This is a genomic window from Ochrobactrum sp. 19YEA23 (assembly GCF_029909865.1).
Lineage (GTDB): Bacteria > Pseudomonadota > Alphaproteobacteria > Rhizobiales > Rhizobiaceae > Brucella > Brucella gambitense.
The window spans coordinates 306,761-331,824 of sequence record NZ_JASAMQ010000001.1 but is presented as its reverse complement, the minus strand read 5'-3'; the positions used below and the strand labels follow the sequence as shown (position 1 = coordinate 331,824).

Genomic DNA, 25,064 nt, shown 5'->3' with positions numbered 1-25,064 from the left:
TCATCCGAAAGTCTGCAACTTTTCAGGATCATACCCGCCGAACTACCTGCAATCCTGCCCCATGACTGGTCCAGGTCATGAGCCTTATGGCTCGTCATCGGCATGACGGAATGCACCTTGTGCGCCGTCTCATGCCAGTGGGCATTCGCCCGATACTCTCGCATTCTCTTCTGGAAAGCGGCTATCCGCTCTTCCTCAGAATGCTCAAATCAAACGGGCGACGCTTGTGACGTCGCCCGATTTACCGTTAGCGGCGCAGGCCGAGACGGCCGATCAGCGCCTGGTAGCGCGCTGCGTCCACGCCCTTGACATAGTCAAGAAGACGACGGCGCTGCGAAACCAGCTTCAGAAGGCCGCGACGCGAATGATTGTCATTCTTGTGGCCCTTGAAGTGTTCGGTGAGGTTGGCGATACGCTCGGAAAGAACGGCAACCTGAACTTCAGGAGAACCGGTGTCACCTTCCTTGGTGGCGTATTCCTTGATAAGTGCTTGCTTACGCTCAGCAGTAATCGACATCGTAAACCCTTTCTTGATGAGAGGAAAAACAGACGCCCAGGCCGGGATGTCGTCCAGCGCGGGCCAACTTACACGATCTGATCTGCATTTCTGCATGATCGCTGATGGGGCATATAGTGCAAAAACGGCAAGAATGCCAGCATCAAATATACCCCAGCAATTGCGAAGACTTTTTAGCACCACAGTTGCATTCTTCGTGATGCCGCGCTGCAAAGAGCAATTTTCTGTGTTCCGGTGCTCACGTACCTAAAAGTACGCTCCGCTCCGGTACTCGAAAATCACTCTTTTCGCCACGGCCTGACGAATTTGCAACTATGGTGTTAGTTAGCCGTGAAAACACGCTTCGGCTTGAACTGACCATGCTCGATATAGCCGATGGCGAGCAGCTTTCCGCGTGCTGTGACACAGGCTTCATCGGCTTCCAGCGGGGCATCGCGACCACGCAGGATAACCGGATTGCCGAGGCGAACGCGCTGTGCCTGTTCTTCGGTCAGCGGAATCTGCGGCAGGCAGTCGAGTGCTGCGCCCGTATCGATCACCAGAGCGTCGAGGCCGGAAAAATCGCGGCGCGGCGCAGTTTCAACCACGTTGCCATCCTCGTCCTTCGGCGGCAGTGGCGGCCAGACGGCTTCCAGTTCTGTCAGCGTGACAAAATCTTCTTCCGTGAACGGGGCGACTTCGATGCGGCGCAGTTCGGAAATATGGCCGAAGCAGCCAAGATCGCGGCCCATATCGCGCGCCAGCGAGCGCACATAGGTGCCCTTGGAGCACTCGACTTCGAATGACGTGCGGTTGTCGTCGTGGAATTCGACAATCTCCAGACGATCAATCTCGACTTCGCGCGCCGGAATTTCCACTGTTTCGCCTTCGCGGGCGAGATCATAGGCGCGTTCGCCGTCGATCTTGATGGCGGAGAACTGCGGCGGAATCTGCGAGATGAGGCCGGTATAGTTTGGCAGCAGGGCTTCGACGTCTTCACGCGACGGGCGCTTGTCAGAGGTCTTGGTCGCCTGACCTTCAAGATCGTCGGTCGAACGTTCTTCGCCCCAGGTCACTGTGAAACGATAAACCTTGGTTCCGTCCATGACATAAGGCACGGTCTTGGTGGCTTCACCCAGAGCAATCGGCAGCATGCCGGATGCGAGCGGGTCGAGCGTACCGGCATGGCCGGCCTTCTCGGCGTTGAACAGCCACTTGATCTTCGAGACCGCTTCGGTCGATCCCATACCTTTCGGCTTGTCGAAAATAACCCAACCGGAAACCGGACGGCCTTTTTTCTTACCCCGTCTTGCCATGCTTTATTCGTCTCCATTGCGGGAGGTTTTATCCTCGCCAGCGTCTTCATCGTCATGCGAAAGATCACGCGCCACTTCCGGCGAACGCAGAAGGGCGTCAATCTTCGAAAAATTGTCGAAACTCGTGTCGGAGCGGAAGCGGAACTCCGGCATATATTTCATCTGGCCAAGGACCGGCGCCATGCGACCGCGAATAAATTTCGCGTTTGCGGCCAATGCCTTGACGATGGATTGCGGATCAACATTGCCAAGCGGCATGATGTAACAAGTGGCGATCTTCAGGTCGGGCGACATGCGCACTTCCGAAACGGAAATGACGGTGCGCTCGATCAGATCGTCACGGATTTCTCCGCGTTGGAGCAACTGCGCCAATGCGTGGCGCACCTGTTCGCCAACGCGAAGCTGGCGCTGCGAAAGGCCGCCTGAGCCTTTTGGGTCCGGAGAACGTGCCATAGCTATATCCTCGATAAACAGCCATCAACCGGCGTCCAGTCTCTCAGACCGTCCGACCGCATGACTTGAAAATTATGGGCGTAACTTACCACAATTCAGATGGGAGTCAGACCCTCGGAACCGGGCAATAAAAAGCCGGACCGCCCATGTCGGGCGATCCGGCAAATAGTTGTTAGAGCGTGCGCGTAATATGTTCGACGCGGAACGCTTCGATCGTGTCGCCTGCGCGAATGTCGTCGTAGTTTTCGAACGCCATACCGCATTCCTGGCCCATCGGCACTTCCTGCACTTCGTCCTTGAAGCGCTTGAGCGTCTTGAGCTTGCCTTCGTGGATGACCACGTTGTCGCGGATGAGGCGAACGCCTGCACCACGTTCAACCTTGCCGTCGATAACACGGCAACCGGCAACCTTACCAACCTTGGTGATGTTGAAGACTTCAAGAATCTCAGCATTACCGATGAAGGTTTCACGACGTTCTGGCGACAGAAGACCCGACATCGCTGCTTTCACATCTTCGATCAGATCGTAGATGATGTTGTAGTAGCGGATTTCAGTGCCCTGCTGCTCGGCAGCGTCACGCGCCTGCTTGTTGGCACGAACGTTGAAGCCGATGATTGCTGCATTGGAGGCTTCAGCCAGCGACACGTCGCTTTCCGTGATACCACCTGCGCCCGAATGGACGATGCGTGCACGCACTTCGTCGGTGCCAAGCTTATCGAGAGCCGTAATGATTGCTTCGACCGAACCCTGCACGTCACCCTTGATGACGAGCGGGAATTCCTTCAGGCCATTCACCTGAAGCTGGCTCATCATCTGCTCAAGCGAGCCGCGCTGACCAGTCTGACGGGCAACAGCCTTATCGCGAGCAAGACGCTGGCGATAATCAGCAATTTCACGAGCCTTGGCTTCGTTGGCAACAACTGCGAAGCGATCGCCTGCCTGCGGCGTACCCTGGAGACCAAGGACTTCAACCGGCATTGCAGGTCCTGCTTCCTTGACGTGTTCGCCACGGTCGTTGACCAGAGCGCGCACGCGGCCCCATTCGTTACCAGCAGCGATAATATCGCCCGGATGCAGCGTACCCTTCTGAACCAGAACGGTTGCGACCGAACCACGGCCACGATCAAGCTGCGCTTCGATGACAACGCCTTCAGCCGTACGCTTCGGATCTGCCTTGAGATCAAGGATTTCAGCCTGCAACAGAACCGCTTCAAGCAGCTTGTCGAGGTTGATCTTGTTCTTGGCTGACACTTCGACGTCGAGCACTTCACCGCCCATGGATTCCACGAAGACATCGTGCTGCAGCAGGGCAGTACGAACCTTCTGCGGATCGGCAGATGGCTTGTCGATCTTGTTGATCGCAACGATGATCGGAACACCAGCCGCCTTGGCATGGTTGATCGATTCAATCGTCTGCGGCATCACGCTGTCGTCAGCGGCAACCACCAGAATGGCAATGTCGGTCGCCTGCGCACCACGGGCACGCATTGCGGTAAAGGCGGCGTGGCCCGGCGTATCGATGAAGGTGATCTTCTGGCCGTTCTGTTCGACCTGATAAGCACCGATATGCTGGGTGATACCACCTGCTTCGCCCGACACCACGTTGGCGTGACGGATCGCATCGAGAAGCGACGTCTTGCCGTGGTCTACGTGACCCATGATGGTCACGACCGGAGGACGCGAAACCAGCGCTGCCTGATCGTCCGCAACGTCAAAGATACCTTCTTCAACGTCCGATTCCGCAACGCGCTTGACGGTGTGGCCGAATTCTTCAGCAATCAGCTGCGCCATATCGGCATCGATCACGTCGCCCGGCTTCATCATCTGGCCCTGCTTCATCAGGTACTTGATGATATCGACCGAACGCTCCGTCATACGCTGTGCAAGTTCCTGAAGCGTGATGGTTTCAGGCACAGTCACTTCGCGAGAGATTTTCTCGCGGGTTTCCTGCATCTGCGAACGCTTGAACTTTTCCTGACGGCGACGCATGGCCGACAGCGAACGCGAACGACCTTCGTCTTCCAGATTGCTGGAGATCGTCAGCTTGCCACGACGGCGATCGTCTTCGGTCTTGACCACCTTCGGAGCGCGAGCGTCCGGCTTGGCGGGCGTGCCACGACGAGCAGCGGTTGGGCTGCTGCCACGACGATCGTCTTCATCGCCGGACTGGCCGGGCCTGCGAAGCTGGCTCTGCGGGAGCGGCTTGCCCGGTCCGGGAGCGGCCTCTGCAAGCGACGGAGCCGGACGCGGTGCACCCGACTGCGGACGATTGCCCTGCTGCGGACGGCCAGCGTGCTGCGGACGATTGCCCTGCGGCGCGCCACGCGAATCGTCGCGGCGTTCAGGACGCTCGGTGCGCTGCTCGCCACGTGCTTCCGGCTGTGGAACGCGCTTGGCAGCTTCTTCCTCGGCCTTGCGGCGTGCTTCGGCTTCAGCCTTGAGGCGTGCTTCTTCCTCTGCCTGACGGCGTGCGGATTCTTCACGCTCCTTGGCGCGGCGTGCATCTTCTTCGGCGCGGCGCTTGGCGTCTTCGACGGCACGCGCGCGTTCTTCAACTTCACGCACCTGCGCTTCTTCAAGCGCGCGGCGGCGTGCATCCATTTCGGAGCGCGACAGCGTGTTCAGCACCATGCCGGAGCGATCGGTCGGGCGCGGACGCGGTGCCTGCTGGTTGGGGCGCTGCTGCACGGGGCGCTGCTGTTGCTGCGCGACATGCGGCTTCGCCACCGGAGCAGCAGCAGCTGGCGCTGCGGGCGCCTTCGGCTGCGGCGTCGGCGCAGCGGGAGCAGCTACAACAGGCTTGGGAGCCGCTGCTTCCACTTCCGGCTTGTCGTCTGGCCGTGAGAACTTACGCTTCTTGGTTTCAACGACGACAGCCTTGGTGCGGCCGTGGCTGAAATTCTGGCGCACGGTGCTCTGCTCAACGCCTGGCCGCTTCATGGTCAGGGTCTTCTTGGGGGTGACGCCCAGCGTCTTGTCGTCGTTTGTGTTATCGCTCATTACGTTCCGTTTCCTTCGCGGCTCCGGCCGCTCTACTCGAGCATTATCCAACGCGACCCAGTCGGGTTGGATAATGCTCCAGTCATCCACTCAACGCATAATCCGGTATGAGGCCTGCCAGCCTCGGCAAGATTACGCTCTAATTCGAATCCGTTGCGCTTTCACCGCGATAGCGATGCAGCAATTGCGCCCGCTTTACGAACCCGACAGCCGCCTTTCCTTCAAGCACGGCTGCATGTATCACATTTCCGCCCCCAAATGCCAAATCCATTTCTTCTCCCGTAAAAAGGGTGAAGGCAGGGATTTCGGGACCGTCGAGATGCACCACGGCGCGCCGGGCCTGATCGAGCTTGCGCACGCCATCGGCTGCGGCTTCCTTCGCATGCAATACCATGGCGGCAGTGCCCGTGCGGATCGCCTGATCGACCTTGGTCGACCCCGTCACCACAGCACCGGCCTTGCGAGCCAAAGCGAGACTGCCCAGGGCGGATTTTGTCAGCAGCTGGTCCACCAGCGCGCCAAGATCATCCTGCGGCTTCACGCCTTCCTTCAGCGCCCGCGCAAAAAGCTTGCGCTTGATCGCCTCATCCACCAGACGGCGCTCGGCCTTGACCCAGCATCCCCTGCCCGGCAGGTTTCTTTTCAAGTCCGGCACGACGGAACCGTCTGGCCCTGCAACAAAGCGGATCATGTCATCGGCAGAACCGCTTTCGCGCGTGACGATACAGGTTCTGTCATTCATATCCTGCTCCACGCAAACTCCCGCTCTGCCGTATACGGACTTATACTCAACTTCAAAACTGGCAACGCTTCCGCCGCATTGTTCTCAAATCGGGCGGTTTGTTACCCCGCCGGACATATCGAATGCAACGCGTGGCGCTGTACCAGAGCCGGGGCCTCGCCACAACCCGAAACGTCGCGGAAAGCCCACTGAAACCCGATCTGCCTTACCGAATCTGGTAAATGAGACCCGTTTTCGGCATCACATCAATTGTTGGAGCGGTTTCAATTTCATTGAACCGCTCCCTTGTTTGTCTTTCCGCATCTCCGGGCGCAAAACCGCTTCGCACTTTTGCTGGAGATGCTCGAGGCCGCACAGCTTACTCCTGAATTGCTTCAGACGTAAGAACCCGTGCGGCCCCAGAACTTCTCAGCGCTTCTTACGAAGCAGCTTCTTCTTCACCGGCTTCAGCCTCGACTTCCGCTTCGGCTTCTTCCTGAGCGGCAGCTGCCAGCTCTTCTTCCGTGATCCAGCCAGCCTTGAGGCGGGCAGTCAGAATCATCTGTTCGGCATCGACGCGCGAAACATCGAAAGACGAGAGAATGCCGCTATGGGTGACGGTGTCGCCATCCTTGCGCTCACGCCAGCCGACGAGGTCATCGACAGCGTAACCGGCAAAGTCTTCGATCGACTTCACGCCGTCTTCACCGACAGCAACCAGCATGGCTGTGGTCAGGTTCGGCAGTTCGCGAAGTTCGTCTTCAACGCCCAGTTCCTTGCGGCGCGCATCCAGTTCACCTTCGAGGCGATCCAGATATTCACGAGCACGCTGCTGGATTTCAGAAGCCGTATCGTCATCGAAACCATCGATGGATGCAATTTCACCCGGCTCGACATAAGCCAGTTCTTCAATCGAGGCGAAGCCTTCGGAAGCAAGAACCTGACCGACCATTTCGTCGACGTCGAGGGCTTCCATGAACAGGTTCGAACGCTCGGTGAATTCCTTCTGACGACGTTCGGACTCTTCGTCCTCCGTCAGAATGTCGATGTCCCAACCGGTGAGCTGCGATGCGAGGCGGACATTCTGGCCGCGACGACCGATCGCTAGTGATAGTTGGTCATTCGGGACGACAACTTCAATACGTTCCGCATCTTCATCGAGAACAACCTTGGCAACTTCAGCAGGCTGAAGCGCGTTGACGATGAAGGAAGCCGCATCCGGCGACCACGGAATGATGTCGATCTTTTCGCCCTGAAGTTCGGCAACAACGGCCTGAACACGCGAACCGCGCATACCAACGCAGGCGCCGACCGGATCGATGGACGCATCGCGCGAAACAACGGCGATCTTGGCGCGCGAACCCGGATCACGGGCGACCGACTTGATCTCGATTATGCCGTCATAGATTTCCGGCACTTCCATGGTGAAGAGCTTCGCCATGAACTGCGGATGGGTGCGTGACAGGAAAATCTGCGGGCCACGCTGTTCACGACGCACGTCGTAAACATAGGCGCGGATACGGTCGCCATAACGGAAGGCTTCACGCGGGATCAGTTCGTCACGGCGCACAATGGCTTCGCCACGGCCCAGATCGACGATCACATTGCCGTATTCGACGCGCTTCACGGTGCCGTTGACGATTTCGCCAACGCGATCCTTGTATTCGTCATACTGGCGGTCACGCTCGGCTTCACGCACTTTCTGCACGATGACCTGCTTGGCCGACTGGGCAGCGATACGGCCGAAATCCATCGGCGGCAGCTGATCAGCGATGAAGTCGCCAATCTGCGCATCCGGGTTGCGGTCACGTGCGGTGAACAGCGAAATCTGCGTGGCGTAGTCTTCGACATTCTCGACCACTTCGAGCAGACGCTGAAGCTTGATCTCGCCGGACTTCGCATTGATGTCGGCGCGGATGTTGCTTTCCTGACCATAACGCGAACGCGCTGCCTTCTGGATCGCATCGGCCATGGCCGCAAGAACGATCTCGCGGTCAATCGACTTCTCGCGTGCGACCGCATCGGCGATCTGCAGAAGCTCCAGCCTGTTAGCACTGACTGCCATAGGTCTCTCCTTGGTGTCGCACCCGGCTTCTCCTTGCGCCGAATGCCTGAAACTTGTTTCGTCGGCTTATTTTTCGTCAGCCGTATCTTCTGTCGCCGCTTCTTCCGGCGCATCGCCCAGATCATCCCCGGGGATGCGGCCTTCGCGAAGGGCCTTGTCCTTGCGCAGCGCATCGCGGATCAGATCGTCGGTCAGGACCAGACGCGCATCCGAAATTACGTCGAAGGGAATGCGCACGACCGGTTCGTTGCCGTAAGACACCTGATCGCTTTCGATCACGACTGTCTCGGCATCGCCCAGCACTATACGACCGCGGAACTTCTTGCGGCCTTCATGCACGATGGAGGTTTCCACCTTGGCAATATGGCCCGCCCAATCGGCGAAATCCGACTTGCGCACCAGCGGACGGTCGATGCCCGGTGACGAGACTTCCAGATGATACTTGCCGCTGATCGGATCTTCGACATCAAGCACCGGCGCGACGGTGCGGCTGACCAGCTCACAATCGTCAACCGTCATCGTGCCGTCGGGGCGCTCGGCCATGATCTGCAAGGTCTGGCCGTTGAGACCGGAAAGACGCACGCGCACAAGACGATAGCCCAGCGTATTGAGCACCGGCTCAATAATGCCTGCCACTTTCGCGTCGATGCCCGTTTCGCGAATGATGCGCTCATCCACAGCCACTTCCGGCGTCTCTGCTTCGTTTGCCTGAACCTGTTCCGTCAACTCTAAACCTCTCAAAGGGGTCGAAAAACCTCTATTTCCTGGGTCTAAGTAACAAAAAAGAGCGGGACCGGACGGACCCACTCTTGTTCGTTCGACCAAGAATTTGAGAGTTATATACCAGCGGAAGCGGATTTTTTCAAGTCCCGCTTCCGTAGAGCATTTCCAGCAAAAATGCGCAGCAGTTTTGCGTAGGATAATGCTTAAAAACAGATAGATAGAGTGGTTCCACGATACAGCTTTGATCGGAACCGCTCTAGAAATTCAACGTCGGATAAATGTCAGATAGGCAGCCTTGCGGCCCTCGCGGAAGGCCTTTGCCTCATAACGCGTGCCCGGCCAGCCTTCATAGGCGTCATTCCAGTCCGACGGTCCTTCCGCCTGCCAGTCGAACGCATCGTGACGGCGGCAATGCTGTAGTGTCCAGTTCACATAATGCTCGATATCCGAAGCGAAGCGGAATTTCGCGCCAGGTTTCAAAACGCGGGCAAAGCGATCCAGATTGGCGTCACTGACAAAACGACGCTTCCAGTGGCGACGCTTGTGCCAAGGGTCAGGATAGAACAGGTCGATACCGGACAAAGAGGCATCCGGCAGCCAGTCGAGAACCGCTGTCGCATCCTCATCATAAAGCCGCATATTGGGACGCGGCTCCTGATCGAGCGCCGCCAGCATCTTGGCCATGCCATTGACGAAAGGCTCGACGCCGATGAAACCCGTCTGCGGATAGCGGCCCGTTTCATGATGCAGATGTTCGCCGCCGCCAAAGCCGATTTCCATACGCACGGCGTCAACCGCGATGGGGAACAGCGCGCGCAGATCCTGTGGGGCAGGCTTGGCGAGGTCGATCTTCAGCTCAGGCAGAAGTTCCTCGAACAGGTTCCGCTGATGGCTGCGCAGCGGCTTGCCGTGACGACGGCCAAAAAAGTTTCCGGCACCGCGCAGAGGATGGGTTTCTTCGGTCATGTTCTATCCGTCGGCCTGCAAAATGCAGCTTAACAACACAAACAGAGAGCGCGATTTGAAATCGCGCTCTCTGAAATTTGCCCGGACACATAACGCCAAGCGATCTGTGATGCAACTTTTGGTCTGGTTGTACGCCCAAAAGGACGCACAATGCTCCAAGATTTAAGCGACAGATGCCTTCAATGCCTTGGTAAGATCGGTCTTCTCCCAGGAGAAGGAACCGTCACGGCCCGGCTTGCGGCCGAAATGACCGTAAGACGAGGTCTTGGCATAGATCGGCTTGTTGAGATCGAGATGCTTGCGGATACCAGTCGGCGACAGGTCCATCACTTCGCGCAGCGCGTCTTCAACAGCGGCTTCAGCAACCTTGCCCGTGCCGTGTAGATCGACATAGACCGAAAGCGGCTGTGCAACGCCGATAGCGTAGGCAAGCTGGATCGTGCAGCGGTCGGCAAGATTTGCCGCCACGACATTCTTGGCCAGATAACGCGCAGCATATGCAGCCGAACGGTCGACCTTGGTCGTGTCCTTGCCGGAGAATGCGCCGCCGCCATGCGGAGCCGCGCCACCGTAAGTATCGACGATGATCTTGCGACCCGTCAGGCCTGCGTCGCCGTCCGGACCACCAATGACGAATTTGCCGGTCGGATTGATGTACCAGTTGCAGGTGGCTGCAATCGGGAGCTCGCCCAGCGCATCACGGATATAAGGCTCGACAACCGAGCGAACTTTCTTGGAATCCCAGCTGGCATCCAGATGCTGCGTCGAGAGCACGATCTGCGTGACTTCGGCAGCCTTGCCGTTCTCATAACGCACCGTAACCTGGCTCTTGGCGTCCGGGCCAAGCTTGCCCGCATCGCCTTCGCCCTTATGGCGTGCTTCGGACAGCTTTTCGAGAATCTTGTGCGAATAATAGATCGGTGCAGGCATCAGATCCGGGGTTTCGCGACAGGCATAGCCGAACATGATGCCCTGATCGCCAGCACCTTCTTCGCCCTGACGGTCGGCAGCATTGTCCACGCCCTGCGCGATATCGGCAGACTGCGGATGCAGAAGCACGTCGATCTTCACCGTCTTCCAGTGAAAGCCATCCTGTTCGTAGCCGATTTCGCGGATCGCCTTGCGCGCTGCCGAACGGAAGCGGGCAGGATTGATCAGCGGATGGCCAGCGGCATCCTTGGCGATCGAACCGTCCTTGTTCTTCTTCAGGAAAGTCTCCGGTACGCGGACTTCGCCGGCAATCACCACGCGATTGGTGGTGGCAAGCGTTTCGCAGGCAACACGGACAGACCACGGATCCACACCAGTGCGGCGGGCTTCCTTGTAGATCATGTCGACGATTTCATCGGAGATGCGGTCGCAAACCTTGTCCGGGTGTCCTTCAGACACAGATTCGCTGGTGAAGAGATAAGAACTGCGCGACACGGGTAACCCCTCTTGAAAATCCAACGGAGAACATCTCCGCCTAGGAAACACAGTAGCGCCCGGAACTTTCCGGGCGCGTCAAAGTGTTAGCGAAGTTAGGATCAAACCGTCAATGCATTTTCGTATCGCGACGGGGCGCAGCCGGAAAAATTCATTCCCAACACCGCGAAACCTACGTCAAAAGGGGAAAAAGGCGCATAAACCGCCGAAATACAGGGTGTAGCAGCGGCTGGCTTAGTCAGCGTCGGCTGCGAGTGACTTCACCAGATCGATGATTTTCCGGCGTACTTTCGGATCTGAAATCTTCGTGAACGCGCGGGTGAGCTGAACGCCTTCGTTGGAATTCAGGAAATCGACCACATAGGTTGCTTCATTGTCTTCTGCAAAACCTTCCTGACCGGCAGGGTTCGATCCCGGTGCGTCTTCAAAGAAAAAGGAAACCGGAACGTTGAGAATGGCAGAGATCGCCTGAAGGCGGCTGGCGCCGACGCGATTGGTGCCCTTCTCGTATTTTTGAATCTGCTGAAACGTGATGCCCAGATTCTCGCCGAGCTTTTCCTGACTGAGGCCCAGCATGTTGCGGCGGAGACGAATGCGGCTGCCGACATGTACGTCGATTGGGTTGGGCTTCTTTTTATTCTCAATCATACAGCTGTCACTCCTCGCGGCTGCGAGCTTTCATTCATGTACTGTTCATCTGAACAGGGATAACATCACGTTGTGGGAGGTAGTCTGACGAGCTTCGCACGATTTCGCACGTGGGAACCGTCACCGCGCCGGTATAACATCTTAACAAAATTGCCGTGTCAATGAAAACGCCTACGGAATGACACCCTGAAAGCTGCGTTGACAAAGAGTAAGGTTAACAGGATCGATATCGTCTGTTTCGATCCGGGGGCAGTGCCCCAAAATGGGGCACGAGCTGACGGTAGGGAAGCATCCACCACCCCAACGACGTCCAGCGCAAGACCTTCAGTGATTCGACCGTAGGAATCCGTCACCGCCGAAAGGCCGTTATTGGCCGCACGTATCAGCGGCAAGCCCTGCTCCACTGCACGAACCTGCGCCTGCCTGAAATGCTGGTAAGGCCCCGGCGTATCGCCATACCAGGCATCATTCGTAACATTGACGATAGCGTTGGGGACGATGGCATTGGGCGTACCGGCCTGCGAGCCCGAAAAACCGAGCTCGTCCGGGAAAATGGCTTCGTAGCAGACAAGCGGCAGAAAAGTCTGGCCCGGCTTGACGTTCAAAAGACGCCGCGAGGAACCGGCGGTAAAGCCGCCAGGCATTTCGACCACTTCCTGAAGTCCCAGACCGCGTAGAAAGCTTTCAAAAGGCAGATACTCCCCGAATGGAACAAGATGCACCTTGTCGGCGGCATCCGTAATCTCGCCCCGGTCATTGATCGTATAGATGGAATTATAATAACGCGGCTCGCCATTGCCCGCCGCCTTCTCCTCGCGCACAGCGCCAGTCAACAGCACCTGACCGTCCTGCAATGTAGTGCCGATTTGGGCCAGAGCTTCCGGGGTCGATGTCAGAATATACGGCACCGCAGTTTCGGGCCATATGACGACATCAGGCTTCGGCTTGCCGTCTGCGGGTGCCTCTGCCGTCAGCGCAATCAGCTTGTCGAAGATGGAGCGGCGTTCGGCATTGTCCCATTTCAGGCTTTGCGCGATGGAGGGCTGTACGATGCGGATATTGACCGCGCCCTTCTCATCGCCGACGGCGGGCGCGTGTGACAGGGTCCAAACGCCAAAGCCGACATGGGATGCGGCCAGAAGAATGGCCAGAACGATACCGCTCTTTGCCAAACGTCCACCGATCAGCAATGCGGGCGATGCAAAGATGAACACAGCCAGCGCGCTCATGCCGACAAGACCGACCACGGCGACCGATTGCATCAGCACCGGCACCGGCATGGCCGCATAGCCGATGGCATTCCACGGAAAACCGGTCAGCAGGAACGTGCGCAGCCATTCCGCAAGCGCAAAGCCAAAAGCGAGCGCAAAAATACGTCCCAGTCCGTCGGACCAGAAGATGCGCGCAACCATGGTCGCGAAGGCATAGAAAATCGCCAGAAAAGCGGGCAGGCCCAAAACCGCCAGCGGCAAGGCCCAGGCAAACTGGTCTGCATCGACCAGAAGCGCTGTCCCGATCCACCAGAGACCGGAGACGAAATAACCGAAGCCAAACCACCAGCCAACCATTGCGGCGGGCAGAACACGGCGGATCGGACCAGCATCGGCGCGCGCCAAAGCGCCGTCGATCAGCCAGACAAGGATTGGGAAGGAAACAAACCCGGCAATGAAGAGATCAAAAGGCGGCTGGGTCAGCGTCGCGAAGGCGCCACTCAAAAAAGCGGCCAGCGCACGACGCCAGCCGCTAGAAAGAATGATCCTGCCCGCAAGCCTTTCGATCATCAGGCCTCTTTGAAGGTTTCAGCGTCTTCGGCCGTGGCCGGTGACTGCTCTTCAGGCTTGGTGGTGACGACAGCGCGCTGCTGCCTGCGGCGGTCGGCAGCGGAAAGCGGCACAATGCGTACCTTCTTCACGCGGCGCGGATCGACTTCCAGCACATGGAACTCATAGCCCGGCACGGCCTGCACGACCTCACCACGGACAGGAATCCGGCCAAGAACCGAGAAGATCAGGCCGCCGACCGTGTCGACATCCTCGCCATGTTCGCCCACCTCGAAAGAGGGGCCAATCTTTGCCGCGAATTCATCCAGATCGGCGCGCGCGTCGACGACGAATACGCCATCTGCTTCTTCGGCGATCATGATTTCTTCGTCGTCATGCTCGTCTTCAATATCGCCGACAACCATTTCGACGATGTCTTCCAGAGAGACGAGACCGTCGGTGCCGCCATATTCGTCGATGACCAGCGCCATCTGGATATGGGTTGCCTGCATGCGGGCCATCAGACCACTTGCCATCATCGACGGCGGCACGAACAGCACCTTGCGCATGAGATTGAGTTCGCCAATCGTCTTGGTGAGATCGATGCGGCTCATATCGAATTTCGGCGGCGTTGCCGTCGCTGGCGTCTTGGCCGTCGTGCGGCGGCGCGTTTTCTGGCGCGCCTGACGCGTGATGAAATTCAGAACATCGCGGATATGGATCATGCCGCGCGGATCATCCAGCGTTTCGGCATAGACCGGCATACGGGAGTGACCGGATTCCTCGAAGAGTTCCAGCACTTCCCAGAGCGGCGTGGAAATTTCCACTGCCTCAACATCCGCACGCGGAATCATCACGTCTTCGACGCGGATTTCACGCAGGCGCAGGATGTTGTGCAGCATCGCCTTTTCTTCGGGCGAGAATGCGGAATCCTGTTCGCTCGTCGTACTGGACAGGGCATCGGCCAAATCTTCACGCAAGGAAGACTGCTGTCGCGAGCGGATAAAAGGGAAAATATTTGACAGAAGGGAGCGCTTTTCGGCCGCTACAGGCCGCTGCGTACTTTGCCCTTCGGCATCTTGGGTCTCGCTGCGATTCTCGCCAGCGGACGGAGGTTGTGAGGTTTGATCAGCCATGGTCAATCGTTGTTAATGGTCTCTTCGGATACAGCATAAGGGTCGGGGATGGCAATAGCATGAAGAATTTCGCGCTCGCGGCGCTCCATTTCTTCTGCTTCCTCGTCGGTTTCATGATCGTATCCCAAAAGATGCAGGAATCCATGCACGACAAGGTGTGAGAGGTGATGGTCGAGAGGTTTGCCTTCTTCAACCGCTTCACGCTCTACGGTTTCGCAAGCGATGACGATGTCGCCCAGCATCGGCCCCGGCTGCGCACCGGCCTTGACCGGGAAAGCAGGAAACGACAACACATTGGTGGGCTTGTCCTTGCCGCGCCATTCGGCGTTCAGCTCCTGAATAGACGCATCGTCGGTAAAGAGGATACTCAATTCACTGTCGGCATCCTTGAGGCCGAGATTGGCCCATGCCGCCTCGACAGACTTTTTGACAAGTCCTTCAAGTGTTGTTTCATCCGGCCAATTGCCGGCTTCGATTGTTATATCGATATGGATCGCGTTGTCTGACACGTTCTGCGGCGGCTTCCCCTAACAGCAAGCCGCTTCGTCCTTTCAGTTGTTCGAAAGCCGTCTGCCCCAAAAAGGCAGACAGCATGCTTTTTTACCACGCATTGTCCTACGCAAAACCGCTGCGCACTTTTGCTGGAAATGCTTCAAATCGTCATTCCGACGACCAATTACAAGTCCTTGGCCCCTATTCCGGACGGACCGGCTGCTGAACATGCGTTTTGGCATCGCGGTCATAGGCGTTGACGATTGCCGCAACCAGCGGATGTCGTACCACGTCTTTCTGGGTGAACCGCACCTTGATGACGCTTTCCACATCGTCCAGCACGCGAAGCGCTTCGACAAGCCCGGATTTCTGACCGGGTGGAAGATCGATCTGGCTTGGATCGCCCGTCACGATCATCCGCGATCCTTCACCAAGACGCGTCAGGAACATTTTCATCTGCATGGATGTCGTGTTCTGCGCTTCATCGAGGATCACCGCCGAATGGGCCAGCGTGCGCCCGCGCATGAAGGCCAGCGGCGCGATTTCGATGACGCCTGCGGTGATTGCACGCTCGACCTTGTCGGCGGGCATCATGTCGTAAAGCGCATCATAAAGCGGACGCAGGTAGGGATCGACCTTTTCCTTCATGTCACCCGGCAGAAAGCCCAGGCGCTCACCCGCTTCAACAGCCGGGCGGGAAAGGATGATCCGCTCCACCAGACCGCGTTCCAGCAGCATGGCTGCATGGGCGACGGCCAGATAGGTTTTGCCCGTACCGGCAGGACCGACACCGAACACCAGTTCGGAACGGTCGAGCGCCCGCATATAGGCGTCCTGCGTCGGCGTGCGCGCAAAGATCGTCTTCTTGCGCGTGGAAATCTGGGCAGCGGATAGCTTACCCTTGTTTTCCATCGTCGGCAGATCCAGCTGATCATCAGCCGCAATGGCCATGCGCAAGGCGCCATCGACATCCGATGCCGTCAGTTCATGACCTTTCTGCACGGTTTCATAAAGATGATCGAGCGTGCGGCGCGCCTGTTCGGTCGCGGTTGGTTCGCCCCGGATCGAGAGTTGGTTGCCCTTGGAGCGAACATCGACACCGAGTTTTTGCTCGATACGTGCCAGATTTTCGTCGAACTGACCGTAAAGCGCACTGGCCAGACGGTTGTTCTCGAAAGTGAGCACGATATGGGCCATATCCGAGGCCCCGGTAGTCGGGCTTTTTTGCGTTAGAGTGGTTGGCTTGGCAGGTCTCAGCTTTTCCGTGGCGCTCAACCGTATCTCCTCAAGAGTTCACGCATTGCAATCACAGTTCCGACGGGATCATCGGCCCGACAGGATTATCGGCGCGAGACTCAAGCGCCGAAACATCTGCCTGAACGGTATCATGCCTTCACGCCAGTTTTTGCGCAATAAGGCTATTGGTCCCAGTGGAGGTGATTTTCACATGAATAATTTCGCCGACCTGATCATTGTTGTCGTCGATGATCACCGGGAGGAGCCAGGGCGAACGTCCCACCATCTGTCCCGCCTGACGACCGGGCTTTTCCAACAGCACGTCCATCTCGCGACCGATCATGGATTCCTGGAACGCATATTGCTGTTCCGACAGCAAAGCCTGCAGGCGCTGGAGCCGCTCGTCCTTGACCGCCTCTTCCACATGATCGGACAGATCTGCGCCGGGCGTGCCGGGACGCGGCGAATATTTGAACGAATAGGCCTGCGCGTAATTGACGTCGCGCACCAGCTGCATCGTATCTTCGAAATCCTGATCGGTCTCGCCGGGGAAGCCGACGATGAAATCGCCCGACAGCGCCATATCCGGGCGCACTTCGCGGATGCGCTCGATCAGGCGCCGATATTCGTCCGCCTTGTGACGGCGGTTCATCGCCTTGAGAATACGGTCCGAACCGGACTGTACCGGAAGATGCAGATAAGGCATCAGCTGGCGCAGATCGCGATGCGCAGCGATCAGGCTGTCATCCATATCGCGCGGATGGCTGGTCGTGTAACGCAGGCGCGCCACACCCGGAATGCGTGCGAGACGGAACAATAATTCGCCCAGCCCCCATTCGCGGCCATCGTCGCCCTCGCCATGCCAGGCATTGACGTTCTGACCCAGCAGCGTCAGTTCCCGCACACCGCCATCGGCAAGGCGTTCGGCTTCCGCCACGATCTGCCTGACGCTGCGCGAGACTTCCGAGCCACGCGTATAGGGCACCACGCAGAAAGTGCAGAACTTGTCGCAACCTTCCTGCACCGTCAGAAAAGCGGAAACACCGCGCTTGCGGGTTTCTTCACGCTTCGGCGATGGCAGATGCTCGAACTTGTCTTCAAGCGCATATTCAGTCTCTACGACCTTTTCGCCGCCCCGAACGCGCGCCAGCGCATTGGGCAGGCGATGATAGGTCTGCGGTCCAATCACCAGATCGACATTCGGCGCACGGCGCAGAATTTCATGCCCTTCGGCTTGCGCCACGCAGCCCGCAACACCGATGGTCAGTTCCTTGCCATTGGCTTCGCGCGCGTCCTTCATCTTGCGCAGGCGTCCCAGCGCAGAATAGAGCTTCTCCGACGCTTTCTCGCGAATATGGCAGGTGTTCAACAGCACCAGATCGGCATCATCCGGCGTATCGGTCGCGACATAGCCTTCCGCTGCAAGGCTGTCGGCCATGCGCTGGCTGTCATACACATTCATCTGGCAGCCATAGGTTTTGACAAAAACCTTGCGTGCATTTGGACGCGCATCGGCGTGTTCTGTCGCTGGCACAATATCGGTGATGTTTTCGCTCATGCGGGGCTATCTACAGCTTTTGTCGCCGCATTGGAAGGTGACAAACTGATCGGCTTTTTCGCTATCGCATTTTCGGGCGCAAAGCCGCGCACTAATCGTCGGCAATCTCGCGGCCCAGAAGCGCACTTTGCAGAAGCGCCCTCACCCGACCTTCCATGGTGCGGGCCAGCATCTTGCGGTCTGTGGCCGCCGTGACAACCATCGGCTCGCCAAAGCGGATTTCAACATCAATGGCGCCTTCGCGCAGAATACCTTTCAGATGCGGCATCAACTCAACATCGCCCGGCCAGGATGCAATCGGGCGAAAGTAACGCCCCATGGCCATACCGTGCACGCCGGTATAGGCAATGGCGACCGGCTGGACCAGCACTTCCGGCACACCGGCTTCCTTGATTGCCGCATGGGCTGCGCCGAAGAGAGCGGTCTTGAACGGCAAGACCCGATTGCCATCGGATGTGGTGCCTTCGGGAAACAGCACCATCGCGTCTCCCTCGCTCATCCGGGTCGCAATTTCTGAGGTTTGTTCACCGGTTTTGCCGCGCCGCTCGCGTTCGACAAAAACGGTCCGCTGCAAAACAGCAAACATGCCGAAAATCGGCCAGTTGCGCACCTCGGACTTGGCGATGAAGGACACCTGCCCGACCGAGGACAGAACAACAATGTCGCTCCAGGATGTATGATTGGCGACCAGCAACAACGGGCGACCGCGATGCATTTCGCCAACTGTGCGCACCCGAAAGCCGAACAGTCGCGCAATCATCCGGTGGAACGTGTTGGGCAGGCTGCGTTTCCAACCGTTCTTGAGCTTGAGAAACACATATTGAACCGGGATCAGCGACAGGCTCAGCATGACCATGGCCGCAAGAACGAGAAAGACCCGGATCGCGCCGATCATTGCGGTCGCTTCAGTTCGCGCCGCAGAACGAGCGCTGCCGAGCGTCCATTCGCGGTTTCGTAATAGGCCGGACGATCGCCGACCTTCTGAAACCCGAGACGCCGGTACAGTGCCTGCGCAGCGACATTGGCTTCATCGACTTCAAGAAACAGCGTTTCCGCCCGTTCCTGATAGAGATAGCGCAACACCGCATCCATCAGCGCCCGGCCGACACCCTGCCGCTGTACGTCACGTGAAACCGCGATGGTGAGGATTTCCGCCTCACCGGCCACCAGCCGCGCCAGCACGAAACCGCAGGCGTCATTGGGCTTGCCTTCCGCGCGGGCGACAAAGCCGAAAACCGTATCCTGCGCGATCAGCGAGCGAAAATCGTCGGAACTCCAGCCATGATGAAAAGCGACGGCATGAATACGCTGGATCACATGGCTGTCCTGCGCGCTGAGCGCTTCCACTGAAACCTGTCGGCGTCCGAAGCGACCGAATGGCAAGCCCATCATCGGCTATTCTCCGGCCTGCCTACGCGGCAATGCAAACCCAACTTGCGGCTTGGCATCTGGGCCTCGCATATAAAGCGGCTTCGGCGCATCACCGGGTGTGCGCGTGGCTGCCAGACGGGCGAAAGTGGCAATAGCAGCGGTCGGTTCGACGGGACCGAGCGCAAACTTGTCACCCAAAGCCTCGTTGATTGATCGTGCTGCCGATCCGGCCAGTACGGTTTCGAGGGGCGCATTGCCTGCAAAAGCTTCCGCTTCTTCCCGCGACAGAACCGATGGCTTGGACAAGGCAGCGCCATTGGCGTCGAATGTCTGCGCATAAATCTCGCCGCGATGCGCGTCGAGCAGGATTGTCACCGGCTTCCCCGGCACTTGTGCAAGCGTCTCTTCAGCCAGCGCCTCGAATGCCGTGACGCCAATCGACGGACATTTGAGCGCCAGTGCAAAACCGCGCGCCGCCGAAACACCGATGCGAACGCCCGTGAAAGAACCGGGGCCGATGTTTACCGCCACACGGTCGATGTCTTTTATCGCGACGCCTGCTTCTGCCAACGCGCGCCCGACATAATCCATCAGCACTTCCGCATGCCCCTTGCCGATATTCTCGCTGACCTGAGCGAGAACGACATCACCGTCAGCGTCATAGACGGCTGCGGCGCAATAGGAGGCGGCGGTATCAAGGGCGAGTATCTTCATGCACTTCCGGGTAAATGAGAATTGGTCCCGCGACAAGCCTAACCGTAATGAGCCGACACCAAATCATTGTCAACGAGCAGCGGTTCTTGCGATTTTCGGCATTTCCTGCGGAACAAAATCCCCCGGCAGGCGTTATCTCGCCGGGTGCGGGAAGGTCTTGTTGTTGCCTTTGCGACAGCAAGTTTTGCTGCAATACGGGCCTTTTACAGATTTGACGGTGCCGTTTGTGCGTCCTTTCGACCGCTCCCACGCTGGCGATTTCCCCAATCGCTGCGAGCTGGCCAATCGCTCGCGCCTGATTGTGCAAAGGATATGAGGATAAAATGTCCAATAAGTCGACGCATGCAACCCGCAACGATCTTCCTTCCAATACCAAGACGACCATGATCGCGCTGTTGAATGAAAATCTGGCTGCGACCATTGATCTTGCGCTGATCACCAAGCAGGCGCATTGGAACCTCAAGGGCCCGCAATTTATCGCAGTGCACGAAATGCTCGACGGTTTCCGCACCGAACTCGACGATCATGTCGACACGATTGCAGAACGCGCGGTTCAGCTCGGCGGCACGGCTTATGGCACGTCCCAGATCGTCGTGAAGGAAACGAAACTGAAGCCGTATCCGACCGATATTTATGCGGTTCACGACCATCTGGGTGCACTGATTGAACGCTATGGCGATGTCGCCAACCTGTTGCGCAAATCAATCAAGGATGCGGATGACGCCGGCGACGACAACACAGCGGATATTTTCACTGCCGCATCGCGCTCGCTGGACAAGGCGCTTTGGTTCCTCGAAGCTCATGTGCAGGAAAAGAACTGAGGCTTAGCACTTTCACCGTCAAACAAAAGGCCGGGAGATTTCCCGGCCTCTTTAGTTTCTGCTGTCAGTTCTCAGTTCGCCCATTCGCCGCAGCGCATAACCGGCTCGCGGCTGTCATCGGCTTTAATACCATCGACATCGATTTCGCCAGAACCGATCATCCAGTCTATATGAATGAGGCTGGAATTGCCGCCCTGCGCCTTGATCTGTTCCGGCGTCAACTTGGCGCCATCAATGAAGCACTTGGAATAGCACTGACCGAGTGCAATATGGCTCGCAGCGTTTTCATCGAAAAGCGTGTTGTAGAACAGAAGGCCGCTTTGCGAGATCGGCGAGGAATGCGGCACCAGCGCCACTTCACCAAGCCTGCGCGCGCCTTCATCCGTATCGAGCACTTTCGACAGCACTTCTTCGCCGCGGGTCGCCTTGGCTTCGACGATACGGCCCGCCTCGAAACGCACTGCGATGTTTTCGATCAGCGTGCCCTGATGCGACAGAGGCTTGGTGCTGGCGACATAGCCATCGACACGCAATGCATGCGGCGTGGTAAACACCTCTTCCGTCGGAATATTCGGATTGCAGGTAATGCCGTTCTTGGCGGTCGACGCGCCGCCGTGCCACTCGTGACCATCAGCAAGTCCGACCGTCAGATCCGTGCCCGGGCCCTTGAAGTTCAGGGCGCTATAGGCCTTGCCGTTCAGGAAGCGTGTGCGGGTGCGAAGCGCTGCATTATGTGCAGCCCATGCGCCAATCGGATCTTCGACATCCACGCGCGAAGCGGCGAAGATGGCCTCCGCCAGCTTGCGGGTCGCCACCTCTTCCGGCTCATTCGGGAACATGAGCTGCGCCCATGCCGCATTCGGATAGGAAACGATGTTCCAGTTGATGTCGAAACCAGCGATCTTTTCCAGCGCCGGCTGATAGGCCTTGGAATTGGCGCGATTGGCGCGCGAAACCTTCGCGGCGTCCTGGCTGGATAAAAGCATCGGATTGTCGGCAGCAATTGCAAGACGCGCCGCACCTTCGGAATAAGCCTTGGCCATGCCCTCATAGAGCCAGGTCGAAGCACGGTCGAAGCTTGCATCCGGCGCATTTTCATAGCGGGCCAGCGCAATCTGGTCATCGGCGAAGAATGGCGTCACCAGACCAGCGCCCGCCTTATAGGCATGTTTGGCAATCAGTCGTACCAGCGGCAAGGCAATAACCGGCGCCGTGATGATCAGATCCTGCCCCTCACGCAATTGCAGGCCGACGCGGACGGCCACTTCAGCCAGCCGTTCGAGCTTCACCGGATCAATGACGGGATTTTGCATATCGTGAGCCATGGGCTGCAGACCTCTTTGATGCGAAAGCGCCTCCCTCAAGAAAGGGGGCGTCATGAAAGAATCACTTCTGTACACTCGCCGCCAGTTTATCAGATGGCGCAATTAAACCACGTTCTTTTCAGGATATGGTCTATACTGGATACCGCGGTCAGCAATATGGAAAGCAAAGAGAATGAATAAGAAAGCGCTTGTATTATTGGGACTTGCGGGCCTGCTGGCCGGTTGTGTCACCATGACGCCGGAAGAGCGCCGCGCTGCCGATGAACGGACCTGCCGGGGTTATGGGTTCAAGCCGCAGACCGAAGCATTTGCCAATTGCCTGATGCGCCTCGATCTCGACCGCCGCGCAGATCGCCGCGCCTGGGAAAACCGCGTCGATTTCTACGACCAGCCGATCATGCTCTATCAGCCGATCTATCGTCCAGTTGTGGTTCGCCCCCGGTAGTTACGGCAATTCGCATAGCTAAAATGAAAAATGCGGGCCAATCGGAAAGATCAGCCCGCACCGAAACCGTTCAAATCAACTTATAGAGGCGTTTCCGGCCGGTCCTGCGACAGGAGCAACGCGCCGATTGCATCGGCCTGCTTCTGGTCTGCCGCTGCATATCCGAGCGATTGCGGCGGGCTTGCAGGCGCCGACGTATCGAATTGCGGCTGATAGGACGCAACCTGCTGAATCTGTGGCTGTGCCTGTGCTGTCGCTATACCATTCTGGTGCGAGAGGCGATTGCCACGTGCCTGCGGGCCAAGGCCGCTGCCCCGTATAGAGGTTTCCATCTTTGCGGCATCCGCCAGCGCGACCTGTACGGTGGGCGCTGCTTCCGGCACTGGACCGGCCTGTGGCAGCGTCACGTCATAAGACGGATCTTGCGGCGTGGATGGCGACTGCGGCGAATAGGCGAGAGCCAGATTGTATGGCTCCTGCGGCACCGGGTTCTGCAACGAGCCGTCGCGGTTGCGCTTCTCGTAGAATGAATTACCGCCGGCAACCAGCACGTAATGCATGTTGTTATACGGGAATGACAGACCAGCCGTGTGGAAGAACATGGCGTTCTTCAGCTTTGGATGGCGCTGGCCCTTCAGCACGGCGTCAGCAGCTGCCTGAACGTCGGGCAGCTTGCCCGATTCCATCCTGCGGCTGAGAACGCCCGGTGCGAACTGGTTCTTCTGACCGACAACGCCACAAATAGTATCCGGATAACGGCCCGATGCGAGGCGGTTCATGACGACCGTACCGACAGCCATCAGACCATCAGGGCTGGAACGGTTCGATTCGAAGAACATTGCGCGCTCGAGGCACTCCTTGTCCCTCGCCGTGTAGGTATAGGTCTTGACGCCGTTAACCGACTTGACGTGGCTTGCGGCCGCCGTCTTCTCAGTCTTGGCTGTGGTGCCGGTCGTCGTGCAGCCCGTCATTACGAAGGGCGCTACGAGCAGTCCTGCCAATACAGGCAGCTTCCAATTACCAGCGCGCGTCAACGGCTCAGTCTCATATTCAGGACCCTTAACTGAAGCAGTCGATCCGAAGGCCAATAATGACCGGTACGGGTCTAGCTGCGGTGCAAGTCAAAGCAGGCGAAGATCAAAAATCAAACAACCTGCCGTCGCTCGTCTTCTTCAAGGTTTTGGAATTTTTAGGCCAAAAAAAGGCAATGGGTCAAATTCCGAAATTGCTGAAACCATCGAAACGGCCACAAATGAAACCCGAATCACGAGCGTAATTGCCCACACAAACCATTCAAAACTATTAATAATTTCTTAATGAACCTACAGAAAAGAGATAAACCTTTGATTTGATGGAAATCATAGTTCCTCAATACAGGCCACATCGCTGCCTTAATTCGCAACTGCTGTAAAATTTTGATATATCTTGCTTCATCCGGTTGGGAAAATCTGCGGCGTAACTGTTTTAGCAAGTCCTGCGCCGGTTCCTTCAACTTTGATGCAAGCTACGTAACATTCCGTGAGATTGGCCATTTTTGGCCTTTTCAGCACCTCATCTGACCGAATCGGGTGGAGCAGGCAACTGGCAAAATGGGCACGTCTGAAAGTGATCGAGCCCGCCTTTCGGTCACGAAAGACGGGCTCGAAGAGCAGTTTCTATTGAAGTTCGATCAGCCGAAAGAATAACCGGCGCCGCGTACCGTGCGGATCGGATCAAGCGCGCGACCCAAGTTGATAGCCTTGCGCAGGCGTCCGACATGGACGTCGACGGTGCGATCATCGACATAGATGTCCGGTCCCCAGACACCATCGAGAAGCTGGCTGCGTGAGAACACGCGGCCCGGCGACATCATGAAATATTCCAGCAGGCGGAACTCCGTCGGTCCAAGACGAACTTCCTTTTCTTTGCGGTAAACACGATGCTGCTGGCGGTCGAGCACCAGATCGCCCACCTTCAGCACATGCGACAGCAGGCTTGGATTAGCGCGGCGCAGCATGGCCTTGACGCGGGCCAGAAGCTCAGGCGTCGAGAACGGCTTTACGACATAATCGTCGGCGCCGACGCTCAAGCCGCGAACGCGTTCGCTTTCCTCACCGCGGGCGGTCAGCATGATGACCGGCAAACGTTCCGTCTCCGGCCACTGGCGCAGACGGCGGCACAGTTCGATGCCCGATACGCCAGGAAGCATCCAATCGAGGATGAGAAGATCCGGTACGTTCTCGCGCAGCGCGATTTCAGCCTCGTCGCCGCGTAGCATCGTATCCACCTGATAGCCTTCGGCCTCAAGATTGTAGCGCAGCAGAACGCTCAGCGCCTCTTCGTCTTCCACCACAGCGATTTTGGGTACCTGTGACATCCAATATTCCCTATTAAAATCCAGCGAGCGGAAGAT

24 protein-coding genes are annotated in these 25,064 nt (G+C 57.7%); 3 read left to right on the top strand and 21 right to left on the bottom strand.

Annotation, left to right across the window (positions count from 1 at the left end; all coding sequences use genetic code 11):
- Positions 1 to 247: 247 nt before the first annotated feature.
- The 18 genes from rpsO to tsaB all read right to left on the bottom strand — a co-directional run bounded on the left by rpsO (position 248) and on the right by tsaB (position 20,081).
- Positions 248 to 517 carry a 30S ribosomal protein S15 gene (gene rpsO, locus QBD01_RS01515; protein ID WP_078337732.1) on the bottom strand — a complete coding sequence of 90 codons (270 nt, stop codon included), beginning with the start codon at positions 515 to 517 and terminating at the stop codon, positions 248 to 250.
- Positions 518 to 837: 320 nt separating this feature from the next.
- A complete protein-coding gene (truB, locus tag QBD01_RS01510) occupies positions 838 to 1,812 on the bottom strand; it encodes a tRNA pseudouridine(55) synthase TruB (protein WP_280991336.1) in 975 nt (324 codons plus the stop codon).
- A gap of 3 nt (positions 1,813 to 1,815) precedes the next feature.
- Complete coding sequence (gene rbfA, locus QBD01_RS01505) at positions 1,816 to 2,265, bottom strand: 30S ribosome-binding factor RbfA (RefSeq protein ID WP_280991335.1); 450 nt, start codon at positions 2,263 to 2,265, stop codon at positions 1,816 to 1,818.
- A 172-nt stretch (positions 2,266 to 2,437) separates the two neighbouring features.
- The gene (infB, locus tag QBD01_RS01500; RefSeq protein ID WP_280991334.1) at positions 2,438 to 5,266 is read right to left on the bottom strand and encodes a translation initiation factor IF-2; all 2,829 of its coding nucleotides are present in this window, start codon (positions 5,264 to 5,266) and stop codon (positions 2,438 to 2,440) included.
- A gap of 139 nt (positions 5,267 to 5,405) precedes the next feature.
- Positions 5,406 to 6,008 carry an RNA-binding protein gene (locus QBD01_RS01495; RefSeq protein WP_182519036.1) on the bottom strand — a complete coding sequence of 201 codons (603 nt, stop codon included), beginning with the start codon at positions 6,006 to 6,008 and terminating at the stop codon, positions 5,406 to 5,408.
- Between the two features lie 418 nt (positions 6,009 to 6,426).
- Positions 6,427 to 8,052 (bottom strand): transcription termination factor NusA, encoded by a 1,626-nt coding sequence (gene nusA, locus QBD01_RS01490; RefSeq protein WP_078337725.1) that lies wholly within the window; start codon positions 8,050 to 8,052, stop codon positions 6,427 to 6,429.
- Positions 8,053 to 8,118: 66 nt separating this feature from the next.
- Positions 8,119 to 8,778: a ribosome maturation factor RimP gene (gene rimP, locus QBD01_RS01485; RefSeq protein ID WP_280991333.1), complete on the bottom strand. Its 660-nt coding sequence runs from the start codon at positions 8,776 to 8,778 to the stop codon at positions 8,119 to 8,121.
- A 261-nt stretch (positions 8,779 to 9,039) separates the two neighbouring features.
- On the bottom strand, positions 9,040 to 9,741 hold the full coding sequence (locus tag QBD01_RS01480; protein WP_280991332.1) for a tRNA (guanosine(46)-N(7))-methyltransferase TrmB: 702 nt from the start codon (positions 9,739 to 9,741) through the stop codon (positions 9,040 to 9,042).
- 162 nt (positions 9,742 to 9,903) lie between these two features.
- Positions 9,904 to 11,166: a methionine adenosyltransferase gene (gene metK / locus QBD01_RS01475; protein WP_280991331.1), complete on the bottom strand. Its 1,263-nt coding sequence runs from the start codon at positions 11,164 to 11,166 to the stop codon at positions 9,904 to 9,906.
- A 234-nt stretch (positions 11,167 to 11,400) separates the two neighbouring features.
- Positions 11,401 to 11,814 carry a helix-turn-helix domain-containing protein gene (locus QBD01_RS01470; RefSeq protein ID WP_280991330.1) on the bottom strand — a complete coding sequence of 138 codons (414 nt, stop codon included), beginning with the start codon at positions 11,812 to 11,814 and terminating at the stop codon, positions 11,401 to 11,403.
- A 158-nt stretch (positions 11,815 to 11,972) separates the two neighbouring features.
- Positions 11,973 to 13,595, bottom strand: a complete 1,623-nt coding sequence (gene lnt, locus QBD01_RS01465) for an apolipoprotein N-acyltransferase (protein ID WP_280991329.1) — start codon at positions 13,593 to 13,595, stop codon at positions 11,973 to 11,975.
- On the bottom strand, positions 13,595 to 14,710 hold the full coding sequence (locus tag QBD01_RS01460; protein ID WP_078337714.1) for a hemolysin family protein: 1,116 nt from the start codon (positions 14,708 to 14,710) through the stop codon (positions 13,595 to 13,597). The genes lnt and QBD01_RS01460 overlap by 1 nt, the downstream gene beginning before the upstream one ends.
- A 2-nt stretch (positions 14,711 to 14,712) precedes the next feature.
- Positions 14,713 to 15,219 (bottom strand): rRNA maturation RNase YbeY, encoded by a 507-nt coding sequence (gene ybeY, locus QBD01_RS01455; RefSeq protein WP_280991328.1) that lies wholly within the window; start codon positions 15,217 to 15,219, stop codon positions 14,713 to 14,715.
- A gap of 184 nt (positions 15,220 to 15,403) precedes the next feature.
- Positions 15,404 to 16,477, bottom strand: a complete 1,074-nt coding sequence (locus QBD01_RS01450; RefSeq protein ID WP_171058692.1) for a PhoH family protein — start codon at positions 16,475 to 16,477, stop codon at positions 15,404 to 15,406.
- 118 nt (positions 16,478 to 16,595) lie between these two features.
- Positions 16,596 to 17,996 carry a tRNA (N6-isopentenyl adenosine(37)-C2)-methylthiotransferase MiaB gene (gene miaB, locus QBD01_RS01445; protein WP_280991327.1) on the bottom strand — a complete coding sequence of 467 codons (1,401 nt, stop codon included), beginning with the start codon at positions 17,994 to 17,996 and terminating at the stop codon, positions 16,596 to 16,598.
- 91 nt (positions 17,997 to 18,087) lie between these two features.
- Complete coding sequence (locus QBD01_RS01440; RefSeq protein WP_182519026.1) at positions 18,088 to 18,891, bottom strand: lysophospholipid acyltransferase family protein; 804 nt, start codon at positions 18,889 to 18,891, stop codon at positions 18,088 to 18,090.
- The gene (gene rimI / locus QBD01_RS01435) at positions 18,888 to 19,388 is read right to left on the bottom strand and encodes a ribosomal protein S18-alanine N-acetyltransferase (protein ID WP_280991326.1); all 501 of its coding nucleotides are present in this window, start codon (positions 19,386 to 19,388) and stop codon (positions 18,888 to 18,890) included. The genes QBD01_RS01440 and rimI overlap by 4 nt, the downstream gene beginning before the upstream one ends.
- Before the next feature lie 3 nt (positions 19,389 to 19,391).
- Complete coding sequence (gene tsaB, locus QBD01_RS01430) at positions 19,392 to 20,081, bottom strand: tRNA (adenosine(37)-N6)-threonylcarbamoyltransferase complex dimerization subunit type 1 TsaB (RefSeq protein WP_280991325.1); 690 nt, start codon at positions 20,079 to 20,081, stop codon at positions 19,392 to 19,394.
- A 323-nt stretch (positions 20,082 to 20,404) separates the two neighbouring features.
- Between tsaB and dps the strand changes: the two genes are divergently transcribed.
- The gene (gene dps, locus QBD01_RS01425; RefSeq protein WP_280991324.1) at positions 20,405 to 20,902 is read left to right on the top strand and encodes a DNA starvation/stationary phase protection protein Dps; all 498 of its coding nucleotides are present in this window, start codon (positions 20,405 to 20,407) and stop codon (positions 20,900 to 20,902) included.
- Positions 20,903 to 20,973: 71 nt separating this feature from the next.
- Here dps and QBD01_RS01420 read toward each other — a convergent pair whose 3' ends face one another.
- Positions 20,974 to 22,227 carry an aminopeptidase gene (locus QBD01_RS01420; protein WP_280991323.1) on the bottom strand — a complete coding sequence of 418 codons (1,254 nt, stop codon included), beginning with the start codon at positions 22,225 to 22,227 and terminating at the stop codon, positions 20,974 to 20,976.
- Positions 22,228 to 22,399: 172 nt separating this feature from the next.
- Between QBD01_RS01420 and QBD01_RS01415 the strand changes: the two genes are divergently transcribed.
- Positions 22,400 to 22,672, top strand: a complete 273-nt coding sequence (locus QBD01_RS01415) for a hypothetical protein (RefSeq protein ID WP_280991322.1) — start codon at positions 22,400 to 22,402, stop codon at positions 22,670 to 22,672.
- Positions 22,673 to 22,752: 80 nt separating this feature from the next.
- On the opposite strand, the gene QBD01_RS01410 is transcribed toward QBD01_RS01415, so the two are convergent.
- The gene (locus tag QBD01_RS01410; protein ID WP_280991321.1) at positions 22,753 to 23,706 is read right to left on the bottom strand and encodes a cell wall hydrolase; all 954 of its coding nucleotides are present in this window, start codon (positions 23,704 to 23,706) and stop codon (positions 22,753 to 22,755) included.
- Positions 23,707 to 23,762: 56 nt separating this feature from the next.
- Between QBD01_RS01410 and QBD01_RS01405 the strand changes: the two genes are divergently transcribed.
- A complete protein-coding gene (locus QBD01_RS01405) occupies positions 23,763 to 23,948 on the top strand; it encodes a hypothetical protein (RefSeq protein ID WP_280991320.1) in 186 nt (61 codons plus the stop codon).
- 393 nt (positions 23,949 to 24,341) lie between these two features.
- On the opposite strand, the gene phoB is transcribed toward QBD01_RS01405, so the two are convergent.
- Positions 24,342 to 25,028 (bottom strand): phosphate regulon transcriptional regulator PhoB, encoded by a 687-nt coding sequence (phoB, locus tag QBD01_RS01400; protein ID WP_078337701.1) that lies wholly within the window; start codon positions 25,026 to 25,028, stop codon positions 24,342 to 24,344.
- Positions 25,029 to 25,064 lie beyond the last annotated feature (36 nt).

What these genes read in the sequence shown, in the direction of transcription:
- rpsO (WP_078337732.1), bottom strand. Translation starts at nt 517, where the DNA reads ATGTCGATTACTGCTGAGCGTAAGCAAGCACTTATCAAGGAATACGCC.
- truB (WP_280991336.1), bottom strand. Translation starts at nt 1,812, where the DNA reads ATGGCAAGACGGGGTAAGAAAAAAGGCCGTCCGGTTTCCGGTTGGGTT.
- rbfA (WP_280991335.1), bottom strand. Translation starts at nt 2,265, where the DNA reads ATGGCACGTTCTCCGGACCCAAAAGGCTCAGGCGGCCTTTCGCAGCGC.
- infB (WP_280991334.1), bottom strand. Translation starts at nt 5,266, where the DNA reads ATGAGCGATAACACAAACGACGACAAGACGCTGGGCGTCACCCCCAAG.
- QBD01_RS01495 (WP_182519036.1), bottom strand. Translation starts at nt 6,008, where the DNA reads ATGAATGACAGAACCTGTATCGTCACGCGCGAAAGCGGTTCTGCCGAT.
- nusA (WP_078337725.1), bottom strand. Translation starts at nt 8,052, where the DNA reads ATGGCAGTCAGTGCTAACAGGCTGGAGCTTCTGCAGATCGCCGATGCG.
- QBD01_RS01480 (WP_280991332.1), bottom strand. Translation starts at nt 9,741, where the DNA reads ATGACCGAAGAAACCCATCCTCTGCGCGGTGCCGGAAACTTTTTTGGC.
- QBD01_RS01470 (WP_280991330.1), bottom strand. Translation starts at nt 11,814, where the DNA reads ATGATTGAGAATAAAAAGAAGCCCAACCCAATCGACGTACATGTCGGC.
- lnt (WP_280991329.1), bottom strand. Translation starts at nt 13,595, where the DNA reads ATGATCGAAAGGCTTGCGGGCAGGATCATTCTTTCTAGCGGCTGGCGT.
- QBD01_RS01460 (WP_078337714.1), bottom strand. Translation starts at nt 14,710, where the DNA reads ATGGCTGATCAAACCTCACAACCTCCGTCCGCTGGCGAGAATCGCAGC.
- miaB (WP_280991327.1), bottom strand. Translation starts at nt 17,996, where the DNA reads ATGAGCGAAAACATCACCGATATTGTGCCAGCGACAGAACACGCCGAT.
- QBD01_RS01440 (WP_182519026.1), bottom strand. Translation starts at nt 18,891, where the DNA reads ATGATCGGCGCGATCCGGGTCTTTCTCGTTCTTGCGGCCATGGTCATG.
- rimI (WP_280991326.1), bottom strand. Translation starts at nt 19,388, where the DNA reads ATGATGGGCTTGCCATTCGGTCGCTTCGGACGCCGACAGGTTTCAGTG.
- tsaB (WP_280991325.1), bottom strand. Translation starts at nt 20,081, where the DNA reads ATGAAGATACTCGCCCTTGATACCGCCGCCTCCTATTGCGCCGCAGCC.
- dps (WP_280991324.1), top strand. Translation starts at nt 20,405, where the DNA reads ATGTCCAATAAGTCGACGCATGCAACCCGCAACGATCTTCCTTCCAAT.
- QBD01_RS01420 (WP_280991323.1), bottom strand. Translation starts at nt 22,227, where the DNA reads ATGGCTCACGATATGCAAAATCCCGTCATTGATCCGGTGAAGCTCGAA.
- QBD01_RS01415 (WP_280991322.1), top strand. Translation starts at nt 22,400, where the DNA reads ATGAATAAGAAAGCGCTTGTATTATTGGGACTTGCGGGCCTGCTGGCC.
- QBD01_RS01405 (WP_280991320.1), top strand. Translation starts at nt 23,763, where the DNA reads ATGACCGGTACGGGTCTAGCTGCGGTGCAAGTCAAAGCAGGCGAAGAT.
- phoB (WP_078337701.1), bottom strand. Translation starts at nt 25,028, where the DNA reads ATGTCACAGGTACCCAAAATCGCTGTGGTGGAAGACGAAGAGGCGCTG.